We start from the raw sequence: 24,512 nt of genomic DNA, 5'->3' as shown, positions 1-24,512 counted from the left end.
GATCGCAAAAGCGCGGCCATGTGAGCGACGAAAAGGTGGGATTTCGTCGTGCGTTGCGGAGTTCTTCCGCCGCCTCACAGCTGATATGAGACCTCATGGACGTCGTCGTCGTCGAATCGCCGGCCAAGGCAAAGACAATCAATAAATATCTCGGCAGGAACTATAAGGTCCTGGCCTCGTTCGGCCATGTCCGCGACTTGCCGGCCAAGGACGGCTCGGTGCGCCCGGACGAGGACTTCGCCATGTCCTGGTCAGTCGACACCGCCTCCGGCAAGCGGCTTGCGGACATCGCCAAGGCTGTCAAGGACGCCGACGGGCTGATCCTCGCCACCGACCCGGACCGCGAGGGCGAGGCGATCTCCTGGCATGTTCTGGAAGTGCTCAAACAGAAGCGCGCGCTGAAGGACAAGCCGGTCAGCCGTGTCGTTTTCAACGCCATCACCAAGGCTTCGGTGATGGAGGCGATGGCGCATCCGCGCCAGATCGATGCGCCGCTGGTCGACGCCTATCTCGCCCGCCGCGCGCTCGATTATCTCGTCGGCTTCACGCTTTCGCCGGTGCTGTGGCGCAAGCTGCCTGGCGCTCGCTCTGCCGGCCGCGTGCAGTCGGTGGCCCTGCGCCTGGTCTGCGACCGCGAATCCGAGATCGAACGCTTCATCCGCGAGGAATACTGGCAAATCGCCGCCATCCTCGGCACGCCGCGCAACGACAGCTTCGAGGCCCGGCTGACCGCCTATGCCGGCAAGAAGCTGCAAAAGCTCGACATCGCCAACAAGGCGCAGGCCGACGACATCAAGGCGATGCTGGAGGGCGCTGTCTTCAAGGCGATGTCGGTCGAAGCCAAGCCGACCAAGCGCAATCCCGGCCCGCCCTTCACCACCTCGACGCTGCAGCAGGCCGCTTCGTCGCGGCTGGGCTTCTCGGCCAACCGGACCATGCAGGTCGCGCAGAAGCTTTACGAAGGCATGGATGTCGGCGGCGAGACCGCCGGTCTCATCACCTATATGCGAACCGACGGCGTGCAGATGGCGCCGGAGGCGATTGCTGCGGCGCGTGATGCTATCGCCAGCGAGTTCGGCGCGAAATACCTGCCCGAAAACCCGCGCTATTATTCGGCCAAGGCGAAGAACGCCCAGGAAGCGCACGAGGCGATCCGCCCGACCGATTTCAAGCGCACGCCGGCTTCCGTCCGGCAATATCTCGATGCCGACCAGGCGCGGCTTTATGAACTGATCTGGAAGCGCGCCATCGCCAGCCAGATGCAGCCGGCCGAGATCGAGCGCACCACGGTCGAGATCGAGGCGGTCAACGGCGCCCGCACCGCCGAGCTTCGCGCGGTCGGCTCGGTCGTGCGCTTCGATGGCTTTATCGCCGCCTATACCGACCAGAAGGACGAGGACGAGGAGGACGAGGAGAGCCGCCGCCTGCCCGAGATCCGCGCCGGCGAACAGCTTGCCCGGCAATCGATCAACGCCACCCAGCACACGACCGAGCCGCCGCCGCGCTATTCCGAGGCGTCGCTGATCAAGAAGCTGGAAGAGCTCGGCATCGGCCGGCCGTCTACCTACACGGCGATCCTGAAGACGCTGGAGGACCGCGACTATGTCGCCATCGATCGGCGCAAGCTGGTGCCGCAGGCCAAGGGGCGCTTGCTCTCCGCCTTCCTCGAAAGCTTCTTCGAGCGCTATGTCGAATATGACTTCACCGCCTCGCTCGAGGAAAAGCTCGACGAGATCTCCGACGGCAAGCTCGCCTGGAAGGACGTTCTGCGCGACTTCTGGAAGGAATTTTCCGGCGCGGTCGACGACATCAAGGAACTGCGCGTCACCGACGTGCTCGACGCTCTCAACGACGAACTGGCGCCGCTGGTGTTCCCGGAGCGTGAAGACGGCTCCAACCCGCGCATCTGCCCGAAATGCGGCTCAGGCAACCTGTCGCTGAAGCTCGGCAAGTTCGGCGCCTTCGTCGGTTGCTCGAACTATCCCGAATGCTCCTACACCCGCCAGCTCGGCGACGCCGCCAACCCGAACGGCGAGAACGGCAACGGCGAGGACGGCGTCAAGCTGCTCGGCAAGGATCCGTACACTGCCGAAGAGATCACGCTGCGCAGTGGCCGTTTCGGCCCCTATATCCAGCGCGGCGAAGGCAAGGACGCCAAGCGCTCCAGCCTCCCCAAGGGCTGGACGGCCGAGTCGATCGATCATGAGAAGGCGCTCGCCCTGCTGGCATTGCCGCGCGATGTCGGCAAGCATCCGGAAACCGGCAAGATGATCTCGGCCGGCCTCGGCCGCTACGGCCCCTTCGTGCTGCATGATGGCACCTATGCCAATCTGGAAAGCATCGAGGACGTGTTCTCGATCGGTTTGAACCGCGCCGTCTCGGTGATCGCCGAGAAGCAGCAGAAGGGCAAGGCAGGCCGCAACGGCGCGACACCCGCGGCGTTGAAGGAATTGGGCGACCATCCCGACGGCGGCGGCAAGATCGTCGTGCGCGACGGGCGTTACGGTCCCTATGTCAATTACGGCAAGGTCAATGCGACGCTGCCGAAGGGCAAGGACCCGCAATCGGTAACCATGGAAGAGGCGCTCGCATTGATCGCCGACAAGGAAGCCAAGGGCGGAGGCGGCAAGAAGCCCTTCCGCAAGGCAGCGAAGAAAGGATAGCGGGCGTGGCGCGCAGGATCTCCGGAAGAAGCCACGGCGATCCGCGCAGCGCCGACACGAGGGCGAAGGTCGTCAAGGACGACTACCGGCCCTCCCGCGACGAAGTCCTGCGCTACATCGCCGAGAACCCCGATCGTTCCGGAAAACGCGACATCGCCAAGGCTTTCGCGCTGCGCGGCGAGGACCGCATCTGGCTGAAAGACCTTTTGCGCGACCTGCAGGACGAAGGGCTGCTGACAAAGGGCCGCAAGCGTCTCACTCGCGCGGGCGCGCTGCCCCATGTCGCTGTGCTCGACATTGTCGGCCGCGATGACGACGGCGTGCTGCTGGCCAATCCGAGCGAATATTCCGGCGCCGGCTCGCCGCCGGTCATCGCCATCCGCATCTCGCGCGGCGCAAACGGCCCTGTGCCCGGCATCGGCGACCGCGTGCTGGCCAAGACCTTCCCGACTGAGGATCCCACAGGCCCAGCCTACACCGGGCGCGTGATGAAGATCTTCGAGAAGCGCAGCGACGCTGTGCTCGGTGTCTTCCGCGTGCTGAAGGACGGTACTTTCCGCATCGAGCCGGTGGAAAGGCGTCAGCCTGAACTGGTGGTCGAGAAGGAATTCCAGAACGGCGCCAAGAATGGCGACCTTGTCGAGGTCGAGCCGGCTCGCGCGTCGCGATACGGCCTCCCGCGCGCCAAGGTGCTGGCGGTGCTGGGTTCGCTCACCAGCGAGAAGGCGGTCTCGATGATCGCCATCCATGCTCACGACATCCCGCACATCTTTCCTGCCGACGTCATCGCGGAAGCCGACGCGGTCAAGCCGGCGACACTTGCCGGGCGCGAGGACTGGCGCGACCTGCCGCTGATCACCATCGACCCGGCCGACGCCAAGGACCATGACGACGCGGTCTTCGCCACGCCCGACAGCGATGAGAAGAATGTCGGCGGGGTTATCGTCACGGTGGCGATCGCGGACGTCGCCGCTTATGTCCGCTACGGCACGGCGCTCGATCGCGAGGCGCTGAAGCGCGGCAATTCGGTCTATTTTCCTGACCGCGTCGTGCCGATGCTGCCGGAGCGCATCTCGAATGACCTCTGTTCGCTGCGGGAAGGTGAGGATCGGCCGGCAATCGCCGTGCGCATGACCTTTTCCGCAGAAGGCCGCAAGCTCAGGCACTCCTTCCACCGCGTCATGATGAAGTCGGCCGCCAAGCTCGCCTATCCGCAGGCGCAGGCCGCGATCGACGGCGCGCCCGATGCCAAGACAAAGCCGATCCTCGACGCCGTGCTGAAGCCGCTGTGGGACGCCTATGCCGTGCTGAAGCGCGGCCGCGATGCCCGTCAGCCGCTGGAACTCGACCTGCCGGAACGCAAGATCCTGCTCAAGGAGGACGGCACGGTCGACCGCGTCGTCGTTCCGGAGCGCCTCGATGCCCACAAGCTGATCGAGGAGTTCATGATCCAGGCCAATGTCGCGGCCGCCGAGACGCTTGAAGGCAAGAAGGAGCCTCTGGTCTATCGCATCCACGACTCGCCGTCGCTCGCCAAGCAGGAATCGCTGCGCGAGTTCCTGCACACCCTCGGCTTGTCGCTGGCGCGCGGCGCGCAGATGCGGCCGGGACAGTTCAACGGCATACTCGAGCGTGTGCGCGGCGCCGACAACGAGGCGCTGGTCAACGAGGTGGTGCTGCGCTCGCAAAGCCAGGCCGAATATTCGCCGAAGAACATCGGCCATTTCGGCCTTAACCTGAAGCGCTATGCGCATTTCACCTCGCCGATCCGCCGCTATGCCGACTTGATCGTGCATCGTGGACTGATTGCCGCGCTCGGCCTCGGCCCGGGCGGCCTGACGCAGGCCGAAGCCGATCGGCTGGAGGAAGTCGGCGCGCTGATCTCCGCGACGGAACGCCGCGCCCTGGCAGCCGAGCGCGACACAGTAGACCGGCTGATCGCCGCTTATCTCGCCGAGCGCATCAACGATACCTTCGACGCGCGCATCTCGGGCGTCACCAAGGCGGGACTTTTTGTCCAATTGCCGCAGTATGGCGCAGATGGTTTCATTCCGGTGTCAAGTCTGAACGGCGATTACTATATCTACGACGAAACCGCTCGATCGCTGTTCGGAGAACGCACCGGCAAAGGGTATCAGCTTGCCGACCGCGTCGAGGTTCGGCTGCGTGAGGTCGCGCCCATGGCCGGCGCGATGCGTTTCGAGATGCTGACCGACCCGAAGCCTTTGCCGGGCTCGCGTCGGTCGTTTCACAAGGCCAAGGGCCGCGCCCGCGCGTCGCAATCGCGTTTCGGGCCGCGCGGCAGGAGAAGATGATGGAGCAACAGGTTTTTGGCGGCGAACATCATTCGGGCCGCGTCGCGCGTCCGCTGTGGGCGGCGATGAAGCGCGGCATGCTCGGCCGCTGCCCGCATTGCGGCAAAGGCAAACTGTTTCGCGGCTTCGCCAAGACCCTGGACGTATGCGAGGTCTGCGGCGAGGAGCTTCACCATCACCGTGCCGACGACCTGCCCGCCTATCTGGTGATCGTCATCGTCGGCCACATCGTGGTCGGCGGCTTCATGGGCGTCGAGGCAACCTCGACGCTCACCATGTGGCAACACGTCCTGATCTGGGTGCCGATGACCATCCTCCTTGCGGTTGCGCTCCTGCAACCGGTCAAAGGCGCCGTCATCGGTCTGCAATGGGCGCTCTATATGCACGGATTCGGCGGCGAAAAGGATGAGTTCGAGCCACATTCGCGCGCCTGAAGAAAAGGACCGGCCGCAGGCTGGTGCAAAGGCCGGGATGCGCAAGTCACTTTCCCATTCGAGAAGTTTCCGCTAGGTCGGGCGCATGGAAGGACTGACCATGGCGGATGTCGACAAGCTCGACAAGGGCTTGGCCGTACGCAGCGGCCCGGCGCTTCGTCCCCGCGACGCCGCGACCCTCATCCTGCTCGACCGCAAGGGCAACGACGTGCGGGTCCTGATGGGGCGGCGCCATGCCGGTCACGCCTTCATGCCCGGAAAATTCGTCTTTCCCGGTGGCCGCACAGATCCCGCCGACAGCCGCATTCCTATCGCCGCCGCACTCCACCATCAGGATGAGGCCAAGCTCGCGACCGGTCCGGGCCGCACAAGCGCTGCGCGGGCGCGGGCCATCGCCCTGTCGGCGATCCGCGAGACCTATGAGGAAGCCGGCCTGCTCATCGGTCGCAAGGGCCCGTTCGCGACGGCAAAGCGCGATTGGCAGGGCTTTGTCGAGCATGGCGTGATGCCGTCGCTCGATGGGCTGCGCGTCATAGCGCGCGCCATCACGCCCCCGAATCGGGTGCGCCGCTTCGACACGCGCTTCTTCAGCGCCTGGCGCAGCGACGTCGCCGTGGAACTGCCCGATGGCGGGCCGACCAACGAGTTGGAGGAACTGGTCTGGCTGCCGCTTGCCGAGGCCCGCAAGGCCGACATTCCCGACATTACCCGCATGATCCTGGAAGAACTGGATAAGCGGCTCGCCCGTGATCCATTGCTGGGCCCGGGCGGCGCCGTGCCCTTCTTCCGGCTGATCCGAAACCGCTTCGTCCGCGAAGTCCTTTAGAAGCAGAGCATTCATATCCCATGACGGTCGATACCCAGCAACAGGGCGACGAACGCGTACACTGGCTGCCGATGATCGCGGCCATCTCCTCGATCAGCGTCGTTGGCATCGCCATCGGCCTCGGCATGCCGCTGCTGAGCGTCATTCTGGAAACGCGCGGCCATTCGGCCTCGATGATCGGCCTCAACACGGCCATCGCCGGCCTCGCCTCGATCGCCGGTGCCCCGCTCGCCACGCCGCTTGCCATGCGGCTCGGCGTTGCCTGGACCATGCTTTTGATGATCGCCGCCGGCGCGCTCGCCTTTGTTGGCTTCCATTTCGCACCGGCCTTCTGGATGTGGTTTCCGCTGCGCGTGGTGCTGCACATTTCGCTGACAGTGCTCTTCATCCTGTCGGAATTCTGGATCAGCACCTCGGCGCCGCCGCATCGTCGCGGCCTGGTGCTCGGCATCTACGCCACGGTCCTTTCGCTCGGCTTCGCCGCCGGCCCCTGGCTGTTCGCCCATCTCGGTTCGAGCGGCTTCCTGCCCTTCGGCGTCACCATAGGACTGGTGACGCTCGCTGGCATTCCCGTGCTTGCGGCGCGCAACGAAAGCCCGGCCATTGTCGCCGATGGCGAAACCAGCCACTTCCTGCGTTATATCTGGCTGGTGCCGACCGCCACTTTCGCCGTGCTGGTGTTCGGCGCCGTCGAGACCGGCGGCTTTGCCCTGTTTCCGGTCTATGGCAGCCGCATCGGCTACTCGGAAGCCGACGCCGCGCTGTTGCTCACCATGATCGGGCTCGGCAACGTCCTTCTGCAGATCCCGATGGGCATGATCAGCGACCGGGTTCCCGATCGCCGCCATCTGCTTCTGGCCTGCGCCGCGGTCGGGCTCATCGGCACCGCCTTCATGCCTTACTTCGCGCAGGATTGGCACCTGATGGCCGCTCTGCTGTTCGTCTGGGGCGGCGTGGTCGCGGCCATGTACACGATCGGCCTCGCGCATCTGGGATCCCAGCTTTCCGGCCACGAACTCGCCTCCGCCAACGCCGCCTTCGTGCTCTGCTACGGCGTCGGCATGGTGCTCGGTCCCCAGGCGATCGGCATCGGCATGGATGCCTTCGGCCCGTCGGGCTTCGGCTGGTCGCTCGCGCTGTTCTTTGCCGCCTATATGCTGCTGATCTGCGTCAGGCTGCTGCGAAAGATTCTTTGACCTCCAATCCGCCGGCGCCGGCCGATCCTGACATCACCGTGTCAGCAGCACCCCTGCTATACCCTTGCTTCAACGCAGGAAGAGTGAGGAGAGATCGGATGATCGACAGCGGCTTTGAAACCAGGTCCCTCAGGATGGAACTGCTTCTGCTCGTCACCTTTCAGGCGCCTGCCGCCGATGTCGAGCGCATCATGGAGGCGGTGACGGCGATCACGCCGCTGCGCATGGGCAAGTATGACAGCAATGCCTATCAGAGCGCCCAAGGCATCGAGCGCTACCGGCCGCTCGATGGTGCCGCGGCCGGCGCCGAGACGGAACTGCGCCGCCGGCCGGGCACGGTCGAGGTCTCTTTCGAACTTCCCGACGACCAGGCGCTCGCCGCCCGCGTTGTAGAGGCGATATTCCAGGCTCACTCCTACCAGGAACCGGTGATCCGCATCCAGCCGCTGCTTGCCAGCCGCTCCAAGGGTCTCGACGACCGCGCCAATCCGAACCGCTGGTGGAACACGACGGGCGACTGGAAGAAGGCCGACTCGTTGGTCCGGCAGGAAGCCTGATCCCGCCGAGGCTGTCCTCGGGATGGGGTTGATAGCTGTCCTCGGGATGGGGTTGATAGCTGTCCTCGGGATGGGGTTGATAACAGAGGGGCTGCAGCGGTTGAGCCCGCCCAAAGGCGGCCCGGGCTTGACTTTCCGGGCGCGTTCTTTATGTGTCGCGCCAAGTTTCCCGCGTCCGGGTGTTTTCCCCGTGCTCCAGCGGCCAAAACTCCACGAACATTAACGGACGAACATCATGGCCAAAGCCGCAAACATCAAGATCAAGCTTCTGTCGACCGCCGACACCGGTTTCTTCTACGTGACCAGCAAGAACAGCCGCACCAAGACGGACAAGCTGTCGTTCCGCAAATACGATCCGATCGCCAAGAAGCACGTCGAATTCAAGGAAACCAAGATCAAGTAATCTGGTTCTCCTGATATGTCGAACGCCGCCCTCGAGGCGGCGTTTTTGTTTGGCGATCCCCCCACGCAACAACCATCGCGGGCGGCTGCGGCGGGACTCTGTCTGTCGTGAATAAAGGGGGCCGGTCGGCGGTTGGCAGCGGTACGAGGAGGCCACTATGTGCCAGCGCCGGCCGGCCGACCCCACGGACCCAGGAGATGCGGCGGACCTGAGCATCATGGGGTATTTTTCTGATCGAGCCGGGCAGTCTACCCTCGTGCCGGCTTCGTCTTCGTTCTATGTGCCCCCAGATTTGCGCAACAACGTATGAAAATCAACCATTTCTTAACCAAAGACCGGGAATCGCTTGGGTTAAGGTAAATTCGTAACCCTGTCGGGTTGACGCCGAATCGGCCTCGCGCGCTGAAGCCCATCGCGACGCCACGTGTTTAGACGACGCGCTTGAGGCTTTGCTCCTATCCATGTCGCCGCCCAAACCGCCGCGCACTTCTAGGCGACATGCGCTAAGCGGCCTTGGCAACGACCCGGTTGCGACCACCGCTCTTGGCCTCGTAGAGGGCGAGGTCGGCGCGCTTCATAAGCGCCGCCACGGTGTCGTTGCCTTTCAGCACCGACGACACCCCGACGCTTACCGTGACTCCGATCGTCTTGCCCTCGCTCCCGACGGCGAAGGGCACCTGTGCGATCTCGGCGCGGATGCGTTCGGCCACCTTCTCGGCAACCGCGCCATCGGTATCCGGCATGACCACGACGAACTCCTCGCCGCCGAAGCGGCAGGCCAGATCGATGCCGCGCACGTTCTTGCGCAGCCGCCTGGCGAACTCGCGCAGCACGTCGTCGCCGCCGTCGTGGCCATGCGTGTCGTTGATCGCCTTGAAGCGGTCGAGATCGGTGATCATCACCGATAGCGGCCGCCGCCTCGCCACCGCGCGGTCGAACAGCGTTTGCAGATGGCTGTCGAGATAGCGCCGGTTGTGCAGTCCGGTCAGCCCGTCGGTCACAGCCATCTCGATGGTCTGGGTGACGCTGGCGCGGAGCTGATCGTTGTAACGCTTGCGCCGCACTTGCGTGCGCAGGCGGGCTGTCAGTTCCTGCTGATCGATCGGCCGCGTCAGGTAGTCGTTGATGCCGAGCTCGAGGCCCCGGATGATACGTCCTTCCTCGCCCTGCTCGGCCAGGAGGATGATCGGCAGGAAACGGGTGCGGTCGAGCGAGCGCAGTTGCGAGCAAAGCCTGAGCGGGTCGAACTCGGCGAACGCCGTCGAGATCAGAACGCACTCGTAGGGCGTCTCGGCGGCTTGGAAGAAGCCGGCATTCGGATCAGTCGCGACATCGATCTCGGCGCTGCCGCGCAGCATCTTCTGGATGCGCTCGCTCGAGGATTTGCGTTCGTCGATGAGAAGCACTCTGGGCTCGGACGCTTCCGTCGCGAAGTTGCGGCTCAAAAGCTCCTCGATGCCGATATTGCGGGTGGTCGAGGCGCGCAGGCGCAGCTCGTCGGTCAGCGACTTCAGCCTGACCAGGCTCTTCACCCGTGTCATCAGCTGGAGATCATTGACCGGCTTGGTGAGGAAATCGTCGGCGCCGGCCTCCAGCCCGCGCACCCGGTCCGAGACCTGGTCCAGCGCGGTGATCATCACGACCGGGATGTGGGAGGTCGCCGGATCGCTCTTCAGCCGCCGGCAGACCTCGAACCCGTCCATGCCCGGCATCATCACGTCGAGCAGCACGACGTCGACCTTGCCGTTCTCGCAGGTTTCGATCGCTTCCGGGCCATTGCCGGCCGTCAGCACCTCGAAATATTCGGCGAGCAGCCGAACCTCCAGCAGCCGCACATTGGCGGGGATGTCATCGACGACAAGGATCCGCGCTGTCATGTTACAAGGCTCCGGATCGGCTCGCCATCAGGCATCGCCCAGGTATGATTTGATCGTCTCGATGAAGCGCGGCACCGAGATCGGCTTGGAGATGTAAGCCTCGCAGCCACCCTGGCGGATGCGCTCCTCGTCGCCCTTCATGGCGAAGGCCGTGACGGCGATCACCGGGATCGAGTGCAACTCGTCGTCTTCTTTCAGCCACTTCGTCACTTCCAGGCCCGACACTTCGGGCAGCTGGATGTCCATCAAGATCAGGTCCGGCCGGTGCTGGCGCGCGAGATCGAGCGCTTCCAGGCCGTTACGGGTGCGAACAGTCTCATAACCGCTGGCTTCGATGAGGTCCCGAAAGAGCTTCATGTTGAGCTCGTTGTCCTCGACGATCATGACCTTCTTAGCCATCAGTTTCCCGTTTCGGCTAGCCTCTCGCTGGGAGGCTGCCGCCATGCGTCCGAGCCGGATCGCACCCAAACCCGCATCGACTTTACGCCAATATCATTGACGAAACGCAAACCGGGGTTCTGCAAAAGGCGCCCGGATTTGACTTGCGGGTGCAGGTCGGAAGCGGCGCAGACTTGCCGCAAGCGACGCTTGCCATTACTGCGGAAAGAGACTCAATCCACACCACGTCAAAAGGTAACGATGACAAACGCAGCGTCAATGCGCGAGGAAGCCGAAACCCTTGCCATCCGGGCGCTCGGCTTCGTCGCTGCCGATCCGGAACTGCTGCCGCGCTTCCTGGCGATTACGGGCATAGAGGCGCATTCGATCCGCCAGGCGGCCGGGGAGCCGGGATTTCTCGCCGGCGTGCTGCAATTCATCCTTGCCCATGAGCCGACGCTGCTGCGGTTTGCCGAGGAGACCGGAACGCCACCGGCGGCCATCGGCAAGGCCTTGCGGGCGCTGCCGCTCGGCAATGAGGATCACGAGCGTTCGATATGAGCGACGATCCGGAAACAGCGCGCCAGATCGAGGAACTTGCCGCCGACGACCGTCCGCTGCTGGTGCTGGATGTCGACGACGTGGTGCTCGAATTCATCCGTCCATTTCCGCATTACCTGAAAAAGCGCGGCTTCGGGCTGACGCTCGCCTCCTTCCGCCTCAGCGGCAATATCGCCGAGACGGCATCCGGGCGGCTGATCGAGCAGGCGGAGGTGACGGCGCTTCTTGGGGATTTTTTCGACGCGCAGGCCGATTGGCAAAGCGTCACAGACGGCGCCGCGGAAGCGCTGGCATCGCTTGGCGGGCGTGCCGAAATCGTCTTGCTGACAGCCATGCCGCACAAGCATCGCGCCGTTCGCCGGGCGCATCTCGATGCGCTTGGCCTGAACTATCCGCTGCTGACCACGGAAATGGCGAAAGGGCCGGCCATCGCCAAGTTGCGCGGAGCCAAGGGCCGGCCCGTCGCCTTCGTCGACGATCAGCCGTCCAATCTGCTATCGGCGCGCAATTCGGTATCGGACGCCCACCTCTTTCACTTGATGGCCGACAATTCGCTGCGCGCCTTCCTGCCGCCGACGCCCGACGGCATCATCTCTGTCGAGGATTGGCGTGAGGCAGCCCCCAAGATTGCCGGCGCGCTCGGACTGTAGTCCAAGCGCTTACGGCTGCAGCTTCGCTCCGGCCCCGCCATCGTCGTTCTCGCCCGAGCCGTTATCCTCGCCGGAGCCGCTGTCCTGGTCAGCGCCATCATTCTGAACGACATCGGCCGGCTTCAACATCGCACCGTTGACCGTGACCGAGCCGTCGGCCTTGGCATTGATGACCCATTCCAGACGACCGTCAGGCAGCGTTTTGCCGAACCCTTTCACGGCCAGGGCAAAGGGAAAAGCCTGGGCCATTTCCTGGTCGCTCTTGGCTCCCTCTTTCAGGGCATCGACGATCTTGTCGTAACCGGCGACATCCACGGTCATGGTCGCATCCGGCTTTTTGCCGGGAAACGTCATCTCGCCTTCCATCGCGATCTCGATGCTGCCGTTCTTCAGCGTGCTGTGGCCGAGGACGAACTTCGGTTTCTTAGCCAGGAAATCTGCGGCCAATGCGTCGCCGAACTGATCCGACAGCGGCGGATTCTTGTTGAGATCAAAGGCTTCGATCGCCTTCTTCGCCATGCTGTCGAGATCGATATTGGCGCCGCCGAAATTGAGATCGACATCCGTCGGCAACAACGCCACGCTCCAACTGGGCAGCATCTGCTGCGGGATCGTCAGGCCGGTGGCCTTGATCGCGTAGTCGATCTTCCCGTCCTGCGCGACGCCGTCCATGCCGAACACGGTGCTGAACTGCGTCGCCCCGAATTTGCCTACAGGGCTCTCCACCTCGAAGTTCTTGAAGCCGTAGGTGCCGTCGATCCTTTCCCAGACGGGCAGCGCGGCCAACATGAGCGATTTGAGCTCCGCCTGGTTAGCCTTGAGCTTGGCTTCGTCCTCGTTGGCGACAGCAAAGGCAAGAAGGTCGAGCAAAGGCTTCGTCCGCACGCCCTTGCCAATCGCATCGACCGAAAGTTCGGGCGTTTTCAGGGTGACCGGAAAATTCATTCCGCTGCCGGGATCGTCGATCTTGATCGTCTCGACGAAGCTCGAGACCTTTTGCGTTGCCTTGAAGTCGACGCCGCCATTGGCCGACTTGGTGGCGGCAATCGTCGCGGTGCCGGCACCGGCGGTGACGTCCGCCTGCTGCTTGGCTTCACGAGACGTCATCGTCATGCCGGCCATCGAGCTGGTGCCGCTGGTGAACGCGGCCAGGTTCGGATCGTAGACGGCGGTGCCCTTGCCGTCCTTGACCGAGACTTGCATGCTTTGCGGGCCTTCGGGTCCGTTGAATTCGAACGACATGGTTTGGGAGAAATCCGAGGTGACGTCCCAGGATCCATCGCTGCGCGGCTTCACCATCAAAGCATAGGGCGCGAGGTCGATCTTGAACGGCTTCTGTTCCGGCAGGGCGCTGACCAGGGCCTTGACGTCGACTGCGATCTTGTAGGCGTCGCCTTCGACCGAGACCTTGAGCACGCCCTTCTCGAAGGCCTGCTTGCCGAAATAGCGCGCCAGATTGTCGGAAAGCTGTTTGGCGCCCTGGCTGTCGACGGCCTGTGCAAGCGCCGGCGCGCTGAAAGCAAGAATGAAAACAAGTGGCAAAACACGCTTCACGTCAGTCTCCGTCGGTCTCGGAAGGCAAATCGTTTCGTCTTCTGGTGGAAAAGAAGCATTACAGCCGCAAGACGAATCCTCAAGCGGCTAAAGCACAAGCCGCATCAGCGGCCGCCCGGGCTTGCGCTCCAGCAGTCTCTCAAACCCGGCCTTCTCGAACACCCGCGATGAGCCGACGAACAGTCCGATCGAGCGCGAATCGCGCGACAGGTCGATCGGGCAGGCTTCGAGCAGCCTGGCGCCGTTCTCGCGCGCGAATGCGATGCCGCCTTCGACAAGGCCATGGCTGATGCCCCTGCCCCGCGCCTTGACGCGGATGAAGAAGCACGAAATCGCCCAGACGCCCGGATCATCAGCATCGGCGGGATCGACCGGCGCGGAGCCCCTGCCCTGATTGTTCCATTCGGGCACGTCGGCACGCGGACCGATCTGCATCCAGCCGACCGCCTTGTCATCTTCGAAGGCGAGAAGCCCAGGCGGCGGGCCGGCTTCGATGCGCGCCTTGATGTGATCCTTGTTGCGCTCGCGGTCGCTGGCGCGGCGCTCTGCCGGCGTCAGGCGGAAATGCGTGCACCAGCAGCCGTAACAGGCGCCTTGCTTGCCGAATAGATCCTCGAAGTCGGGCCAGCGCTCGGGCGTCAACGGCACTATGGTCGTGCTCATGCGTTCTCCCCAGGCCGAGCTTGTTGCCGGCCCTGCACTGTCGTACCATTGCATTTGTTCTCTTTATGTTCGCAGCGATGGCGGCTCCTGTCAACAATCCCGATCATTGGTTTTTGCCGCGACTGCCTGGCTCTCCAGCGCAGCGAAACACGCCGCTGCGAACGCTGCGGCAGCCCCCGCCTTGCCCGCCACCCGGAGCTCTACCGGCTGCACCTCGCGCATATCGATTGCGATGCTTTCTATGCCTCGATCGAAAAGCGCGACAACCCCGCGCTGAAAGACCGCCCGGTGATCGTCGGCGGCGGCAGGCGCGGCGTCGTCTCCACCGCCTGCTATATCGCTCGTATCCAGGGCGTGCGCTCGGCAATGCCGATGTTCAAGGCGCTGGAAGCCTGCCCTGAGGCCGTGGTCATCGCGCCCGACATGGAAAAATACGTCCGCGTCGGTCGCGAAGTGCGCGCGCTGATGCAGGCTTTGACGCCGCTGGTGGAGCCGCTGTCCATCGACGAGGCGTTTCTCGATCTCGCCGGCACCGAGCGGCTGCATGGCATGCCGCCGGCGCTTGTGCTGGCCCGCTTCGCTGTGACGGTCGAAAAGGAGCTCGGCATCACGGTTTCGGCCGGCCTCTCCTACAGCAAGTTCCTCGCCAAGATCGCATCGGATTTCCGCAAGCCGCGCGGCTATTCGGTGATCGGCGAGGTCGAGGCGCCGAGCTTCCTCGCGGCACAGCCGGTGACGCTGATCTGGGGCGTCGGCAAGGCGTTGGCTGCGACGCTGGAGCGCGACGGCATCCGCACCATCGCCCAGTTGCAGCGTATGGAGCGCGGCGAATTGATGCGTCGCTACGGCGTCATGGGCGACCGCCTCTACCAGCTTTCGCGTGGTGAGGACGACCGCCGCGTCGATCCCGACGGCGATGCCAAGAGCGTGTCGGCCGAAACCACTTTCGACGCCGATATTGGCTCGCTGGCCGAACTGGTCCCGGTGCTGCGCGGCCTTTCGGAAAAAGTCTCGGCGCGGCTGAAGAAGGCAGGCATTGCCGGGCGCACGGTGGTGCTCAAGCTCAAGACCCAGGATTTCAAGATCCGCACCCGCAACCGCCAGCTTGGCGATCCGACCCGACTCGCCGACCGCATTTTCCAGACCGGGCTCGACCTGTTGCGACGCGAGGCCGACGGCACCAAGTTCCGCCTGCTCGGCATCGGCGTCAGCGATCTCTCCGACGACGAAAAGGCCGATCCGCCCGATCTGGTCGACGTCCAGTCGCGCAAGCGCGCGATGGCCGAGTGTGCCATCGACGCCTTGCGCGACAAGTTCGGCAGGAAGGCCGTCGAGACCGGCTATACGTTCGGCAAGGGTCGCGGCGCCAATCCGCCTGAGCCGCTCGAGGAATGAATTCGGGAAGGGCGCCCGTCACGTACGCTTCAAATCGATACGGCTCGTCACCACCGTCTTGCCGGTTCTCGGATCGGCGTCGGTGACCGTCAGCCGCATGCCGTCGCCGCTGGTCTTCTCGACGGTCAGCCGCGCTGTGCGGTCGCCGTTCACCTCTTTGGCCCAGCGGATCGCCAGGCTGAGCGCGTTGCCTGAACGCTTGCCGTTCAGTTGCGCCGGTCCAGTGCGGGAGCCCACATAGACCCCGGTGTAGCCCTTGCCGTTGGATTTGAGGTCGGCGCTGATCGCCCGCGTCACCACGACGAGACCCCGGCAGTTGCCGTCCAGCGACAGCGACGTCGAAGTCGCGCCGGAATTGAAGGTGCAGGAGACATTCACCGTCGGCGCGTCGGCGGTGACCTTGACCGTGCCGCTGCCGGCAAAATTGCCCTGGAACGAACGCAGGAAATCAGCGTCGTCGGCATGGGCGTGCGCGGCGGCCAACAGGCTGCCGGCGAGGACGAACGGAAACATTGGTCTCATGGATGTTCTCCCCCGATGGAGCTTGTGAAGCGTGCTTGCTGCCCGCGCAAGCACCGAAAGACTCAAAACGTCAGCGATGGCGCCAGGTTCCGCCATCGACATGACCGTTTTGCAACGGGGTCGGATTGGGGCGAGGTTTTTGTTACCCTGCAGCGCTCAAGTCGAGACGGCTGCTTTGACCCAGTCCAGCCGCGCCGCTGGAACAAGCCCGTAATTGTAGAAATTGATGCCGTCCGCACCTGGCGTCCGTGCCGGCTTCACCTTGGCCGCGAGCACCTCGGGCCCCGGCATCTCAGGATAGAAGAGCCGGTAGCCGGTGCCGAGGAACTTTTCGGCGCCAAGCGCCGCGCGGCCGGCTGCCATCAGTTCGGCAACACCGTCTGCCTGCATGTCATAGGCGCACAGGATCGCCCCGTCGCAGACCTTGCCGAGCGCCGCCAGATCGCAGCCGCCGAGCCAGCCCTCCTTGAGGTCGATGATAACGACCTTGGTCGCCGGATGCGTGGCCTCGCGCAGTTCGGCGACCAGGCTGGTCACCGGCTCGAAGCGCCAGAGGAGATAAGCGTGGAGCTCGGGCCAGGGCCTGAACAGGTCGAGCCCGCCGGCCGGAAAGTCGGGGAAGCGCCGCTCCGGCACCGCGCGCTCGCAGGTCTCGGCGATCCATTGCCTGACGAGCTTGCGCGCCGCCTCGCCGTTGGCCCCAGCCTTCGCCGCGCGCTCCAGGCAGGACGGACAGAAGCACAGCGACAGCAGGAAATCCTCTTCCGGCGTCAGCCCGACACCGTCCTTCTCGTGATGATATTCATGCGCGAAGCCCATGAAGGACGGGCTTTCGAGCTCGATCCTGTTCGGCCTGTAGCTGTGCGAGATGTCCGCTACCAGCGCGCGGACATAGGCGCGCGCGTGCGGATGCGAGGGACAGAGATTGTAGTAGTTGGCATCGCCAAAGGCGTTGCGGGTGACGGCTTCAGGATGACGCATGCCAAGCCGTGTGTTGTGCAGGCAGACCGTCCAGCACGAGATCGCAGGCCCGCCCGCATCGCGCCGGCGCACGAGTGCGTCCAGCACGTCGCCGCCCTCACTGATCACGTCCGCCACCTTGGGCTGGATGGCAAGGTCGGCCCAGCGCGTGGCGGTCGGCTTGAAGTAGATCGTGCCGTCTTCCGGAAAATAGGCCTTTCGGCGCGGGCTGCGCGGCTGCAGGAACCGCCCGGCATGATAGGACGTCGCGAGGCTGATCATGTTCAGCCCAGCACGCTGCGCAATATCACGCTCGACCGTCTCCTGCCCGAGATCCTGGATGTCCCAGGGATAGGTCCACATCGAAAGCTGCATGCTCGTCCTCGGTTTGTTTGCGCCGCCCCGTGCCGTTCGTTGTCAGCCTTCGACCGGCTCGGCCACTTGCATGAGACAGTCGCCCGCTTCGCACATGGTGTGCAAGCGTCGCGAGAGCACGATCCCGCTTTCGGCGAAATGGAGCGCCTCCTCCGCAAGCTCCAGCCGTTCGAGGTCGTGATACCAGCCAGCCACCTGTCCGGCGCTGACGCTGTCGCCCAGCCGCACGGCCGGCTCGAACCAGCCGCGCCGCGTCGCATAGAGGCCCTGGCTGTGGCGCGACAGCGCAAGCAGCCGTGTCGGCGACGCCGTCTCGGCGTCCGGCGCAAGCACCGGCGCCTCGATCACGCCCAGCGCCATCATCAGGCGATCGAGCGCGCGAGCGGTCAGCGCCATCGAATCGACAGTGGCGGTGCCGCCGCCGCCGAATTCGCCGCTGACGCCGATCGCTCCGGCCCGGCGTGCTGCGCCCATCGAGGTCGGCGAAGCCTGGCCGTTGTCGGCGATGAAGCCGAACGGCATGCCGAGCCTGCGCATCAGGTCGACGCCGCGCTGGTGACGCTCAGGATCGGCGTTGCGCTCGACCAGCGCCGTCGGCAGGTGTTCCATCGACGTGCCGCCGGAATGGATGTCGAAGACGACCTCGTGGCAGGAAAACAACTCGGCCTCCAGGAAACTGGCGAGACGGCTGGTCGGCGTGCCGGACGGATCGCCCGGAAAAGCCCGGTTGAGATTGCCGCCGTCGAGTGGCGAGCAGCGCCTGGCAGCCATCACCGCCGGCGCATTTGCCATCGGCAGGATGGTGACGCGGCCCTTCATCCGCTGCGGCTCGAGCCTGCGGATCAGCTTTGCCAGCGACAGCTCGCCCTCATATTCGTCGCCATGGTTGCCGGCCATCAAAAGCAGCGACGGTCCCTCGCCGTTGCGGATCGTGCAGATCGGCACCTTGATCTGGAAATAGGGCGAGCGGTCGATCGAGAACGGGATGCTCAGATGGCCGAGCGTCTTGCCGTTGCGGTCAAAATCGAGCGTGTGGACGAGGCCGGTATGCATGGCTGCCCCTCACACCGCCGCAACCGCGGTCACCTCGATGCGCAGGTCCGGGTCGGCAAGACGCGCCTCGACGCAGGCCCGCGCCGGCAGGCGCTCGGGATCGACCCACGCGTCATAGATCCTGTTCATCGCATCGAAGTCGCCGATCTGCGGCAGGAAGATGTTGACCGCGACGAGCTTCGACTTGCTGCTGCCGGCCTCGTGAAGAAGCGCCTCGACCTTGGCCAGCACATCCTTCGTCTGGAGCTCGATGCCAGCCTTGCGGTCGTTGGCGACCTGGCCGGCTATATGCACCAAGCCGCCATAGACGACCGCCTGCGACATCCGGGAGCCGGACTGGAAGTATTTGATCATATCGGATCCTTTCAAAGGTTCTCTTCTTGGGGCCGGGTCAGCCGAAATAGGTTGGAAAGGCGTGAACTACGCGCCCGCTCTCATCCACGCCGAAGATGACGCGGTAGCGGTCGAGGCAGGTGCAGGGATGCGATATGCCAAACTCGATGACGTCGCCGACGACGAGGTCATCGCCGGGCTGCAGCTTCAGGAAGGCGTGCTGGTCGTTGAGCTTGGTGACTTGCGCTTTCTCCGGCAGGGCGGGCAGCGGCTTACCCGAGCGAAACACTGTCAGCGGCTTTGGAAAACCCTGGTCGAACGAAACGTCGCGCATGCCCATGCCGCAGATCGCCAGGCCCGGTTCGGGCCGGGACAGCACTTCGGCCCAGACGCGCAGCGCGGGGCGGAACGAATGGCGCGCCGAAATGATCGCGCCTTCGACATCAAAACCATTGCGGCCATCCACCGCCCCAAGCGACCGGTCATAGACGCCGTGATCATGGAAGAAGATGGCGCCGCTGCGCAGCACCAGCCTCGCTTTGGCATCCTTTGCGACGATAGGCGAAAGCAATGCGATCACCTTGTCGAAGAACACCGATCCGCCGGCTGTCACGATCAGCGGCGCTTCGCCGCCAACGCTAGCGCGGAGCCTGAGGAACATATCCCCGACCGAAGCCAGCAATCCGGATACCGCCTCGTCGCTCCGCACGGGATTGGGCTGGGCGGCAGCACCTTCGTAGGTCGCGACGCCGGCGATGCGCAGCCGTCCGTCGGTCGCCATGATCGCATCGGCGGTCGCCTCGGCCTCGGCAACGGTTCGCGCGCCTGCTCTCGCCGCCCCGAGCTCGATCAGCACGCGCAAGGGAGCAAGAGCTGCGCTAGCACGCCATGCCGCGGCAAGCGCGTTCACGGCTGCGACCGAGTCGGCGAAGACGTACAACTCGACCTGCGGCCAGGCACCGGCGAGCGCCGCCAGCCGGTTCGCGCCGCCCGTGCCGCCGACCTCGTTGGCGAGGATCAGCCTTGTCAGGCCAGCCTTCAACATCACCGTAGCCTGCCGGATATCCGCGACCGTCGTGCCCCACGCGCCGGCTTCGACCAGCGAGCGGGCAAGGTCGGGCGCCATCGGCGTCTTGCCGTGCGGCGCCACGCTGGCGCCGTGCTGGCGCGCATAGCGCAGGAAGAGGTCGCGATTCGAGGCGAAGGCTGCCTCGTCGAGGGTGAGCAGCGGCAGCGACATGCGGCCATCGGCCGGATGCCAGCCATGCTGTCCGACCAAGCCCGAGTCCAATCCGGACGTCCCTGGCGGGACGCCGCGGATGCGATCGTCGAGGAAAAAATTTTCACGCACGCCGAGCGGCGCAACCGGTGTGTTCGCGCTCATCTGATGCTAACCCTTCCGGCGCCGCCGAATGACTGCCGGCGAAAGATTGAGAGAAGAGCGTGGCCTACTCCGGACCGATCATCGACGCTCACCATCATCTGTGGGATCTCGGCCTCGGGCGGCATCCCTGGCTGGCCGACACCGCGAACGAGCGCGGCGGGCTCGGTGACCTTGGCGCGCTGCGCCGGAATTACCTTCCGCAGAATTATGCGCGCGACGCTGCCCGCCACAATGTCATTGCAACCGTCCATGTCGAGGCCGGCTGGGCGAGCGACGACAGCATCGGCGAGACGCGCTGGCTGGAAACGCTCGACAAGTCGCGTGGCGTGGCAGCGCGATATGTCGTGCATGTGCCGCTCGCCAGCGCGCAGGCACCAGCGCTGATCGAAGCGCAGGCCGCGTTTGATCGCGTCGTCGGCGTGCGAGACATATTGAGCTGGGATCCCGATCCTGCACGGCGTTTCGCGGTCCGCGACGGCATCATGGACGATCCGGCCTGGCGCGCCGGCCTCGCCCTGCTGGCCCGTCACGGCCTCTCCTTCGACCTGATGGTGTTCCCACGCCAGCTTGCCGATGCCGCGCGCCTCGCAGCGGCCTTTCCCGGCCAGCAATTCGTCCTCAATCATTGCGGCAGCCCGATCGATCGCGATGCCGAAGGCATGCGGAGGTGGCGCGACGGGCTTAGGATTCTCGCCGAGCGTGACAACGTCGCCATCAAGATTTCCGACCTCGTCGCCTACGATCATGACTGGACGCTCGACAGCCTGCGCCCCGTCGTCCTGCACTGCATCGACTGCTTTGGGACGACGCGCGCCATGTTCGGCTCCGACTTCCCGGTTGCCGGGATGCACGCCTCGTTCGACGAGGTGTATGACAGCTTCAAGGCCATTGTGGCGGACCTTTCCGCAGGCGAGCAGGCGGCGCTGTTCTTCGGCAATGCCAGGCGCATCTACCGGATGGGCGATTTCTCATCGGCGGGCTTGCTCCCGGCCTGAAAGCAGCAGCAGGCCGAGGATCAGCGAACCGAACAGGATGCTACGCCATCCGGGCGATGCATTGACGACGGTGATCAGCGCGGTGATCGTCACCAGCAGGATCGCGCCGGGAATGGTGCCGGCATAGGTGCCGAGCCCGCCGAGGATGGACGTGCCGCCAAGCACCACCGCGGCGATCGAGGCAAGCAGGTAGGGATCACCGATGCCGACATAGCCCTGCCCGTTCATGCCCAGCACCAGCACGCCGGCCAGCCCCGCCGTGAAGCCGCTGACCCCGTAGACAGCCAATGTCGTTGAGGTGATCGGCACGCCGGACAGCGAAGCCGCCAGCGGATTGGCGCCCATGGCGAAGACGCGCGCGCCGAAAGGCGTGGCGTGCATGACCGTCAGCACAAGCACGGAAACCGCGATCCACAGCAGGATGCCTGCCGGAATACCGGCCGGTCGCGCGTTGCCGAGCCAGTGGACCAGCGGGTTCTCCGCGGTCACGGCGCTGCCACCGGCGATGATGATCAACAGGCCCTGCAGGAAGGTGGCCATGGCGAGCGTCATGATCATCGGATGGACACGCAGCAGCGCCACACCCAAGCCGTTGACCATCCCGATCGCCGTCGTCAGCGCAAGCACCGCGAGCACCGAGGCCAGGCCGGTCGGATCGGCCTGCCATGACAGCAGCGGCAGGCTGATGGCGCTGACGGTGACGATTGCCGCGACCGAGAGGTCGATGCCGCCTGCGATCACCACAAAAGTCTGGCCGGCCGCGACCAGGCCGATGACGGCGCCGAGTTCGACCAGGTAGCGCAGATGGCCATAGGCGCCGAAGCCGCGCGAGACGAAGCTCGCCACGATCCAGACGCCCGCGACGATGGCGAGCGTGAGGAAGGGCCGGCTGCGGAGGATCGCCTTGGCACGTCGGCCGCCGACACTGTCGTTCAAGGCTGTCACGGCTGCACCTTGCGGAATTGCGGGATGGCGACGGCGCCGATGATGATCAGCCCTTGCGCGACATACTGCGCGACCGGCGTGAAGCCGAGGAAGAACATGACGCTGATCATCAGGCTGAGCAGCAGGCTGCCGGCGAGCGCGCCACGCATCGTGCCCTGCCCGCCGAGGAAGCCGATGCCGCCGAGCACCGCGGCGGCGATCGAGTTGAGGGTGAAGGCTGTGCCGATCACTGGATCGCCCGAGCCCGTCTGCGCGGCCACGAACAGGCCGGCGCCCGTCGACAGCAGCCCGCTGATTGCATAGGCGGCGACACGCGCGGCATCGACCGGCACGCCGGAGCGATAGGCGCCGACCGGGTTTTCGCCGGCGGCATAGAGGCTCAAGCCCAGTGGCGTGGCGAGGTAGAGCTTCCACAACAGCACGATCATCACGAGCAGCACGAACGCTGCCGGTGTGTCGCCGGCTAGCAGGTCGGACAGCCATGCCGGGATCGAGCCGCCCGGCCGAGGCAGGATCAGCAGCGCCGCGCCGCCTATGATGAAGGAGCCGGCAAGCGTCACCACGATCGCCGGCAGGCGAAGCCTGACCACGATGAAGCCCGTCGCGGCGCCGATGCCGAGCCCGGCCAGGGCCACCGCAGCAGCGCCGCCGGCGACACCGAGCGGCCCGGCCATGGTGGTCGCGGCGATGACCGCGCCGAGGCTGACGCTCGCGCCGATCGCCAGGCTGATGCCGCCGGTCAGCATCAGGATCGCCTGCGCCATCGCCACCAGCGCCAGGGGGAACCAGCTCTGGGTGAATTTGGCGAAGCCGGCGGCCGTGAAGAGACCCGGGAACAACACGCCATAGGCGATGAGAAACGCCAGCACGACCACGAACAGGCTGCGCACACCGATGTTGCGGCGCGCCTGCACCGGCCAGTAGAGCGCGCGGCTCGGTTTGGCGGAAGAAAGAGCGCTCATGCCGCAACCTTCTGCTTCTCGGCGCCCATCGCTGCCGAGACGATGGCTTCCTCGCTGAGCGCCGCGCGTGAAAGCGTGGTGACGATGCGACCTTCCCGCACCACCGCGACCCGGTCGCACAGATGCACCAGCTCAGGCGTATCGGAACTGAGCAGCACGACGGCCTTGCCGGCGGCGGCGAAGGCGCGAAGCATCAGATAGATCTCGCGCTTGGTCTCGACATCGACGCCGCGCGTCGGATCGTTAAGAAGCAATACCAGCGGATCGTGCGGCATCCATTTCGCCAGAGCGACCTTCTGCTGGTTGCCACCGGAGAGCGCTTGCGCCGGCCTTTGCAGATCGCCCTTGATGGCAAGCTGTGCGGCAAGGCTTCTTGCCTTCTCCCGCTCGGCCTTGCGGCTCCGCAGCTTCAACGCCGGCGGCCGCGCAAAGGCGGGCAGCATCATGTTGGTGATGATCGGATGGATGAGATGCAGGCCCTCGCGCTTGCGATCCGCCGGCACATAGGCGAGCCCCAGCGCATTGGCCTTGGGCACGCCGCCCGGCAGGCCCGAAGTCCCATTGACCGTTGCCGATGCTGTCCTGGCCGGTATGGCGCCGTAGAGCCCAAGCAGCAGGTCCTCTTGACCCTGCCCGACCAGGCCGCCAATGCCCAGCACTTCGCCGGTCCTGATCTCCAGATCGACATCGCGCATGAGCCCGGCGGACAACTTGCGAATGGTGATCGCCGTGGTCGGCGATGATGCTGGCTGCCACTTGGGAAAGAGATCGCCAGGGTCGCGCCCGACCATCAGCCGCACCAGTCCGGCCGCATCTGTGCCTTGCAGCGAGCGGTCCGCCGTGCAGGTACCGTCCTTGAGCACGGTGACGTGATGGCAGAGCGCCATCACCTCGTTCAGCCGGTGCGAGATGTAGAGAATGGCGACGCCTTCGCCACGCAGCCGTTCCAGCAGATCGGTGAGAATTTTCGTCTCCGTTGCCGATAGCGACGAGGTCGGCTCGTCCAGAATGAGAACGCGCGGTTTGCGATAGAGCGCCTTGGCGATCTCGACCATCTGCCGCCGGCCGAGCGAAAGGTTCCCGACCGGCGTCGACAGCGGCTCATGCAGCCCGACCAGGTCGCACGCCGCCTTCGCCCGGGCGGCAAGCTCTCGATAATCGACCAGGCCGAACCGTTTCGGATAGGCGCCCAGCCCGATGTTTTCGGCGATCGACAGGCTGGCCGTCAGGCTGAGTTCCTGCTGCACGACGGCAATGCCGGCCTGCCGCGCCAGCGCCGGCGTCATGCGCGCCACGGCGCGCCCGTCGACCTCGATCGCCCCGCCATCCGGGCGCAACGCGCCGGACAAAAGGTTGATCAGTGTCGACTTTCCTGCGCCGTTCTCGCCGAGCAGCGCATGCACGCGGCCCGGCTGGAGAGCAATGGAAACGTCGCGCAGGACGGGGTTGCCGAAGAAAGCCTTCGACACCCCCCGCGCGGCCAGGAGCGGAGCCGTGGTTGTCAATGCCGC

At 65.0% G+C, this 24,512-nt stretch carries 22 protein-coding genes and 1 pseudogene; 11 read left to right on the top strand and 12 right to left on the bottom strand.

Features of this window, described 5'->3' with window-relative positions; all coding sequences use genetic code 11:
- Positions 1-95 precede the first annotated feature (95 nt).
- The 7 genes from topA (at position 96) to rpmG (ending at position 8,394) form a co-directional block, all read left to right on the top strand.
- Positions 96-2,663: a type I DNA topoisomerase gene (topA, locus tag EN818_RS00410; protein ID WP_095806110.1), complete on the top strand. Its 2,568-nt coding sequence runs from the start codon at positions 96-98 to the stop codon at positions 2,661-2,663.
- A 5-nt stretch (positions 2,664-2,668) separates the two neighbouring features.
- A complete protein-coding gene (gene rnr / locus EN818_RS00405; protein ID WP_095806111.1) occupies positions 2,669-4,978 on the top strand; it encodes a ribonuclease R in 2,310 nt (769 codons plus the stop codon).
- A complete protein-coding gene (locus EN818_RS00400) occupies positions 4,978-5,412 on the top strand; it encodes a DUF983 domain-containing protein (RefSeq protein ID WP_095806112.1) in 435 nt (144 codons plus the stop codon). The genes rnr and EN818_RS00400 overlap by 1 nt, the downstream gene beginning before the upstream one ends.
- 85 nt (positions 5,413-5,497) lie before the next feature.
- On the top strand, positions 5,498-6,238 hold the full coding sequence (locus EN818_RS00395; protein ID WP_095806113.1) for an NUDIX hydrolase: 741 nt from the start codon (positions 5,498-5,500) through the stop codon (positions 6,236-6,238).
- A gap of 20 nt (positions 6,239-6,258) precedes the next feature.
- Positions 6,259-7,434 carry an MFS transporter gene (locus tag EN818_RS00390; protein WP_095806114.1) on the top strand — a complete coding sequence of 392 codons (1,176 nt, stop codon included), beginning with the start codon at positions 6,259-6,261 and terminating at the stop codon, positions 7,432-7,434.
- Positions 7,435-7,532: 98 nt separating this feature from the next.
- Positions 7,533-7,991: a hypothetical protein gene (locus EN818_RS00385; protein ID WP_095806115.1), complete on the top strand. Its 459-nt coding sequence runs from the start codon at positions 7,533-7,535 to the stop codon at positions 7,989-7,991.
- 235 nt (positions 7,992-8,226) lie between these two features.
- Entirely contained in the window at positions 8,227-8,394 is a 168-nt protein-coding gene (gene rpmG, locus EN818_RS00380) for a 50S ribosomal protein L33 (RefSeq protein ID WP_040995604.1), read from the top strand.
- A gap of 503 nt (positions 8,395-8,897) precedes the next feature.
- Here the strand turns inward: rpmG and EN818_RS00370 are convergent.
- Entirely contained in the window at positions 8,898-10,271 is a 1,374-nt protein-coding gene (locus tag EN818_RS00370) for a PleD family two-component system response regulator (protein ID WP_095806116.1), read from the bottom strand.
- 27 nt (positions 10,272-10,298) lie between these two features.
- A complete protein-coding gene (locus EN818_RS00365) occupies positions 10,299-10,670 on the bottom strand; it encodes a response regulator (RefSeq protein WP_027166515.1) in 372 nt (123 codons plus the stop codon).
- A gap of 240 nt (positions 10,671-10,910) precedes the next feature.
- Between EN818_RS00365 and EN818_RS00360 the strand changes: the two genes are divergently transcribed.
- Positions 10,911-11,210, top strand: a complete 300-nt coding sequence (locus EN818_RS00360) for a DUF3572 domain-containing protein (protein ID WP_095806117.1) — start codon at positions 10,911-10,913, stop codon at positions 11,208-11,210.
- A complete protein-coding gene (locus EN818_RS00355; RefSeq protein ID WP_095806118.1) occupies positions 11,207-11,860 on the top strand; it encodes a hypothetical protein in 654 nt (217 codons plus the stop codon). Before EN818_RS00360 ends, EN818_RS00355 begins: the two co-directional genes overlap by 4 nt.
- Positions 11,861-11,869: 9 nt before the next feature.
- On the opposite strand, the gene EN818_RS00350 is transcribed toward EN818_RS00355, so the two are convergent.
- Positions 11,870-13,414, bottom strand: coding sequence for a hypothetical protein (locus EN818_RS00350; protein WP_095806119.1), 1,545 nt, complete (start codon positions 13,412-13,414; stop codon positions 11,870-11,872).
- An 87-nt stretch (positions 13,415-13,501) separates the two neighbouring features.
- A complete protein-coding gene (locus EN818_RS00345; protein WP_095806120.1) occupies positions 13,502-14,077 on the bottom strand; it encodes a GNAT family N-acetyltransferase in 576 nt (191 codons plus the stop codon).
- Between the two features lie 65 nt (positions 14,078-14,142).
- On the opposite strand from EN818_RS00345, the pseudogene EN818_RS00340 reads away from it, so the two are divergent.
- Positions 14,143-15,472 (top strand): annotated as a pseudogene (locus EN818_RS00340) (DNA polymerase IV).
- Between the two features lie 18 nt (positions 15,473-15,490).
- On the opposite strand, the gene EN818_RS00335 reads toward EN818_RS00340, so the two are convergent.
- From EN818_RS00335 to EN818_RS00315, 5 genes are all read right to left on the bottom strand, one after another.
- Positions 15,491-15,994 carry a hypothetical protein gene (locus tag EN818_RS00335; RefSeq protein WP_095806122.1) on the bottom strand — a complete coding sequence of 168 codons (504 nt, stop codon included), beginning with the start codon at positions 15,992-15,994 and terminating at the stop codon, positions 15,491-15,493.
- Between the two features lie 156 nt (positions 15,995-16,150).
- The gene (locus EN818_RS00330) at positions 16,151-17,329 is read right to left on the bottom strand and encodes a hypothetical protein (protein ID WP_129553929.1); all 1,179 of its coding nucleotides are present in this window, start codon (positions 17,327-17,329) and stop codon (positions 16,151-16,153) included.
- A gap of 42 nt (positions 17,330-17,371) precedes the next feature.
- On the bottom strand, positions 17,372-18,382 hold the full coding sequence (locus tag EN818_RS00325; protein ID WP_095806124.1) for a succinylglutamate desuccinylase/aspartoacylase family protein: 1,011 nt from the start codon (positions 18,380-18,382) through the stop codon (positions 17,372-17,374).
- A gap of 9 nt (positions 18,383-18,391) precedes the next feature.
- Positions 18,392-18,736, bottom strand: a complete 345-nt coding sequence (locus EN818_RS00320) for a RidA family protein (protein ID WP_095806125.1) — start codon at positions 18,734-18,736, stop codon at positions 18,392-18,394.
- Positions 18,737-18,773: 37 nt separating this feature from the next.
- The gene (locus EN818_RS00315; RefSeq protein WP_095806126.1) at positions 18,774-20,099 is read right to left on the bottom strand and encodes an alanine racemase; all 1,326 of its coding nucleotides are present in this window, start codon (positions 20,097-20,099) and stop codon (positions 18,774-18,776) included.
- A gap of 59 nt (positions 20,100-20,158) precedes the next feature.
- On the opposite strand from EN818_RS00315, the gene EN818_RS00310 reads away from it, so the two are divergent.
- A complete protein-coding gene (locus EN818_RS00310; RefSeq protein WP_095806127.1) occupies positions 20,159-21,094 on the top strand; it encodes an amidohydrolase family protein in 936 nt (311 codons plus the stop codon).
- Here the strand turns inward: EN818_RS00310 and EN818_RS00305 are convergent.
- From EN818_RS00305 to EN818_RS00295, 3 genes are read right to left on the bottom strand one after another with little or no spacing between them, the layout of a single operon-like run.
- Positions 21,068-22,039 carry an ABC transporter permease gene (locus tag EN818_RS00305; protein ID WP_095806128.1) on the bottom strand — a complete coding sequence of 324 codons (972 nt, stop codon included), beginning with the start codon at positions 22,037-22,039 and terminating at the stop codon, positions 21,068-21,070. The two genes, EN818_RS00310 and EN818_RS00305, sit on opposite strands and share 27 nt — an antisense overlap.
- Entirely contained in the window at positions 22,036-23,001 is a 966-nt protein-coding gene (locus EN818_RS00300; RefSeq protein WP_095806129.1) for an ABC transporter permease, read from the bottom strand. Before EN818_RS00300 ends, EN818_RS00305 begins: the two co-directional genes overlap by 4 nt.
- Positions 22,998-24,506, bottom strand: a complete 1,509-nt coding sequence (locus tag EN818_RS00295) for a sugar ABC transporter ATP-binding protein (protein ID WP_095806130.1) — start codon at positions 24,504-24,506, stop codon at positions 22,998-23,000. Before EN818_RS00295 ends, EN818_RS00300 begins: the two co-directional genes overlap by 4 nt.
- Between the last annotated feature and the right edge of the window lie 6 nt (positions 24,507-24,512).

The organism is Mesorhizobium sp. M3A.F.Ca.ET.175.01.1.1 (assembly GCF_004791945.1).
Taxonomy (GTDB): Bacteria; Pseudomonadota; Alphaproteobacteria; order Rhizobiales; family Rhizobiaceae; genus Mesorhizobium.
The sequence above is the reverse complement of the archived record's forward strand: the minus strand, read 5'-3'. Positions and strand labels throughout refer to the sequence as shown.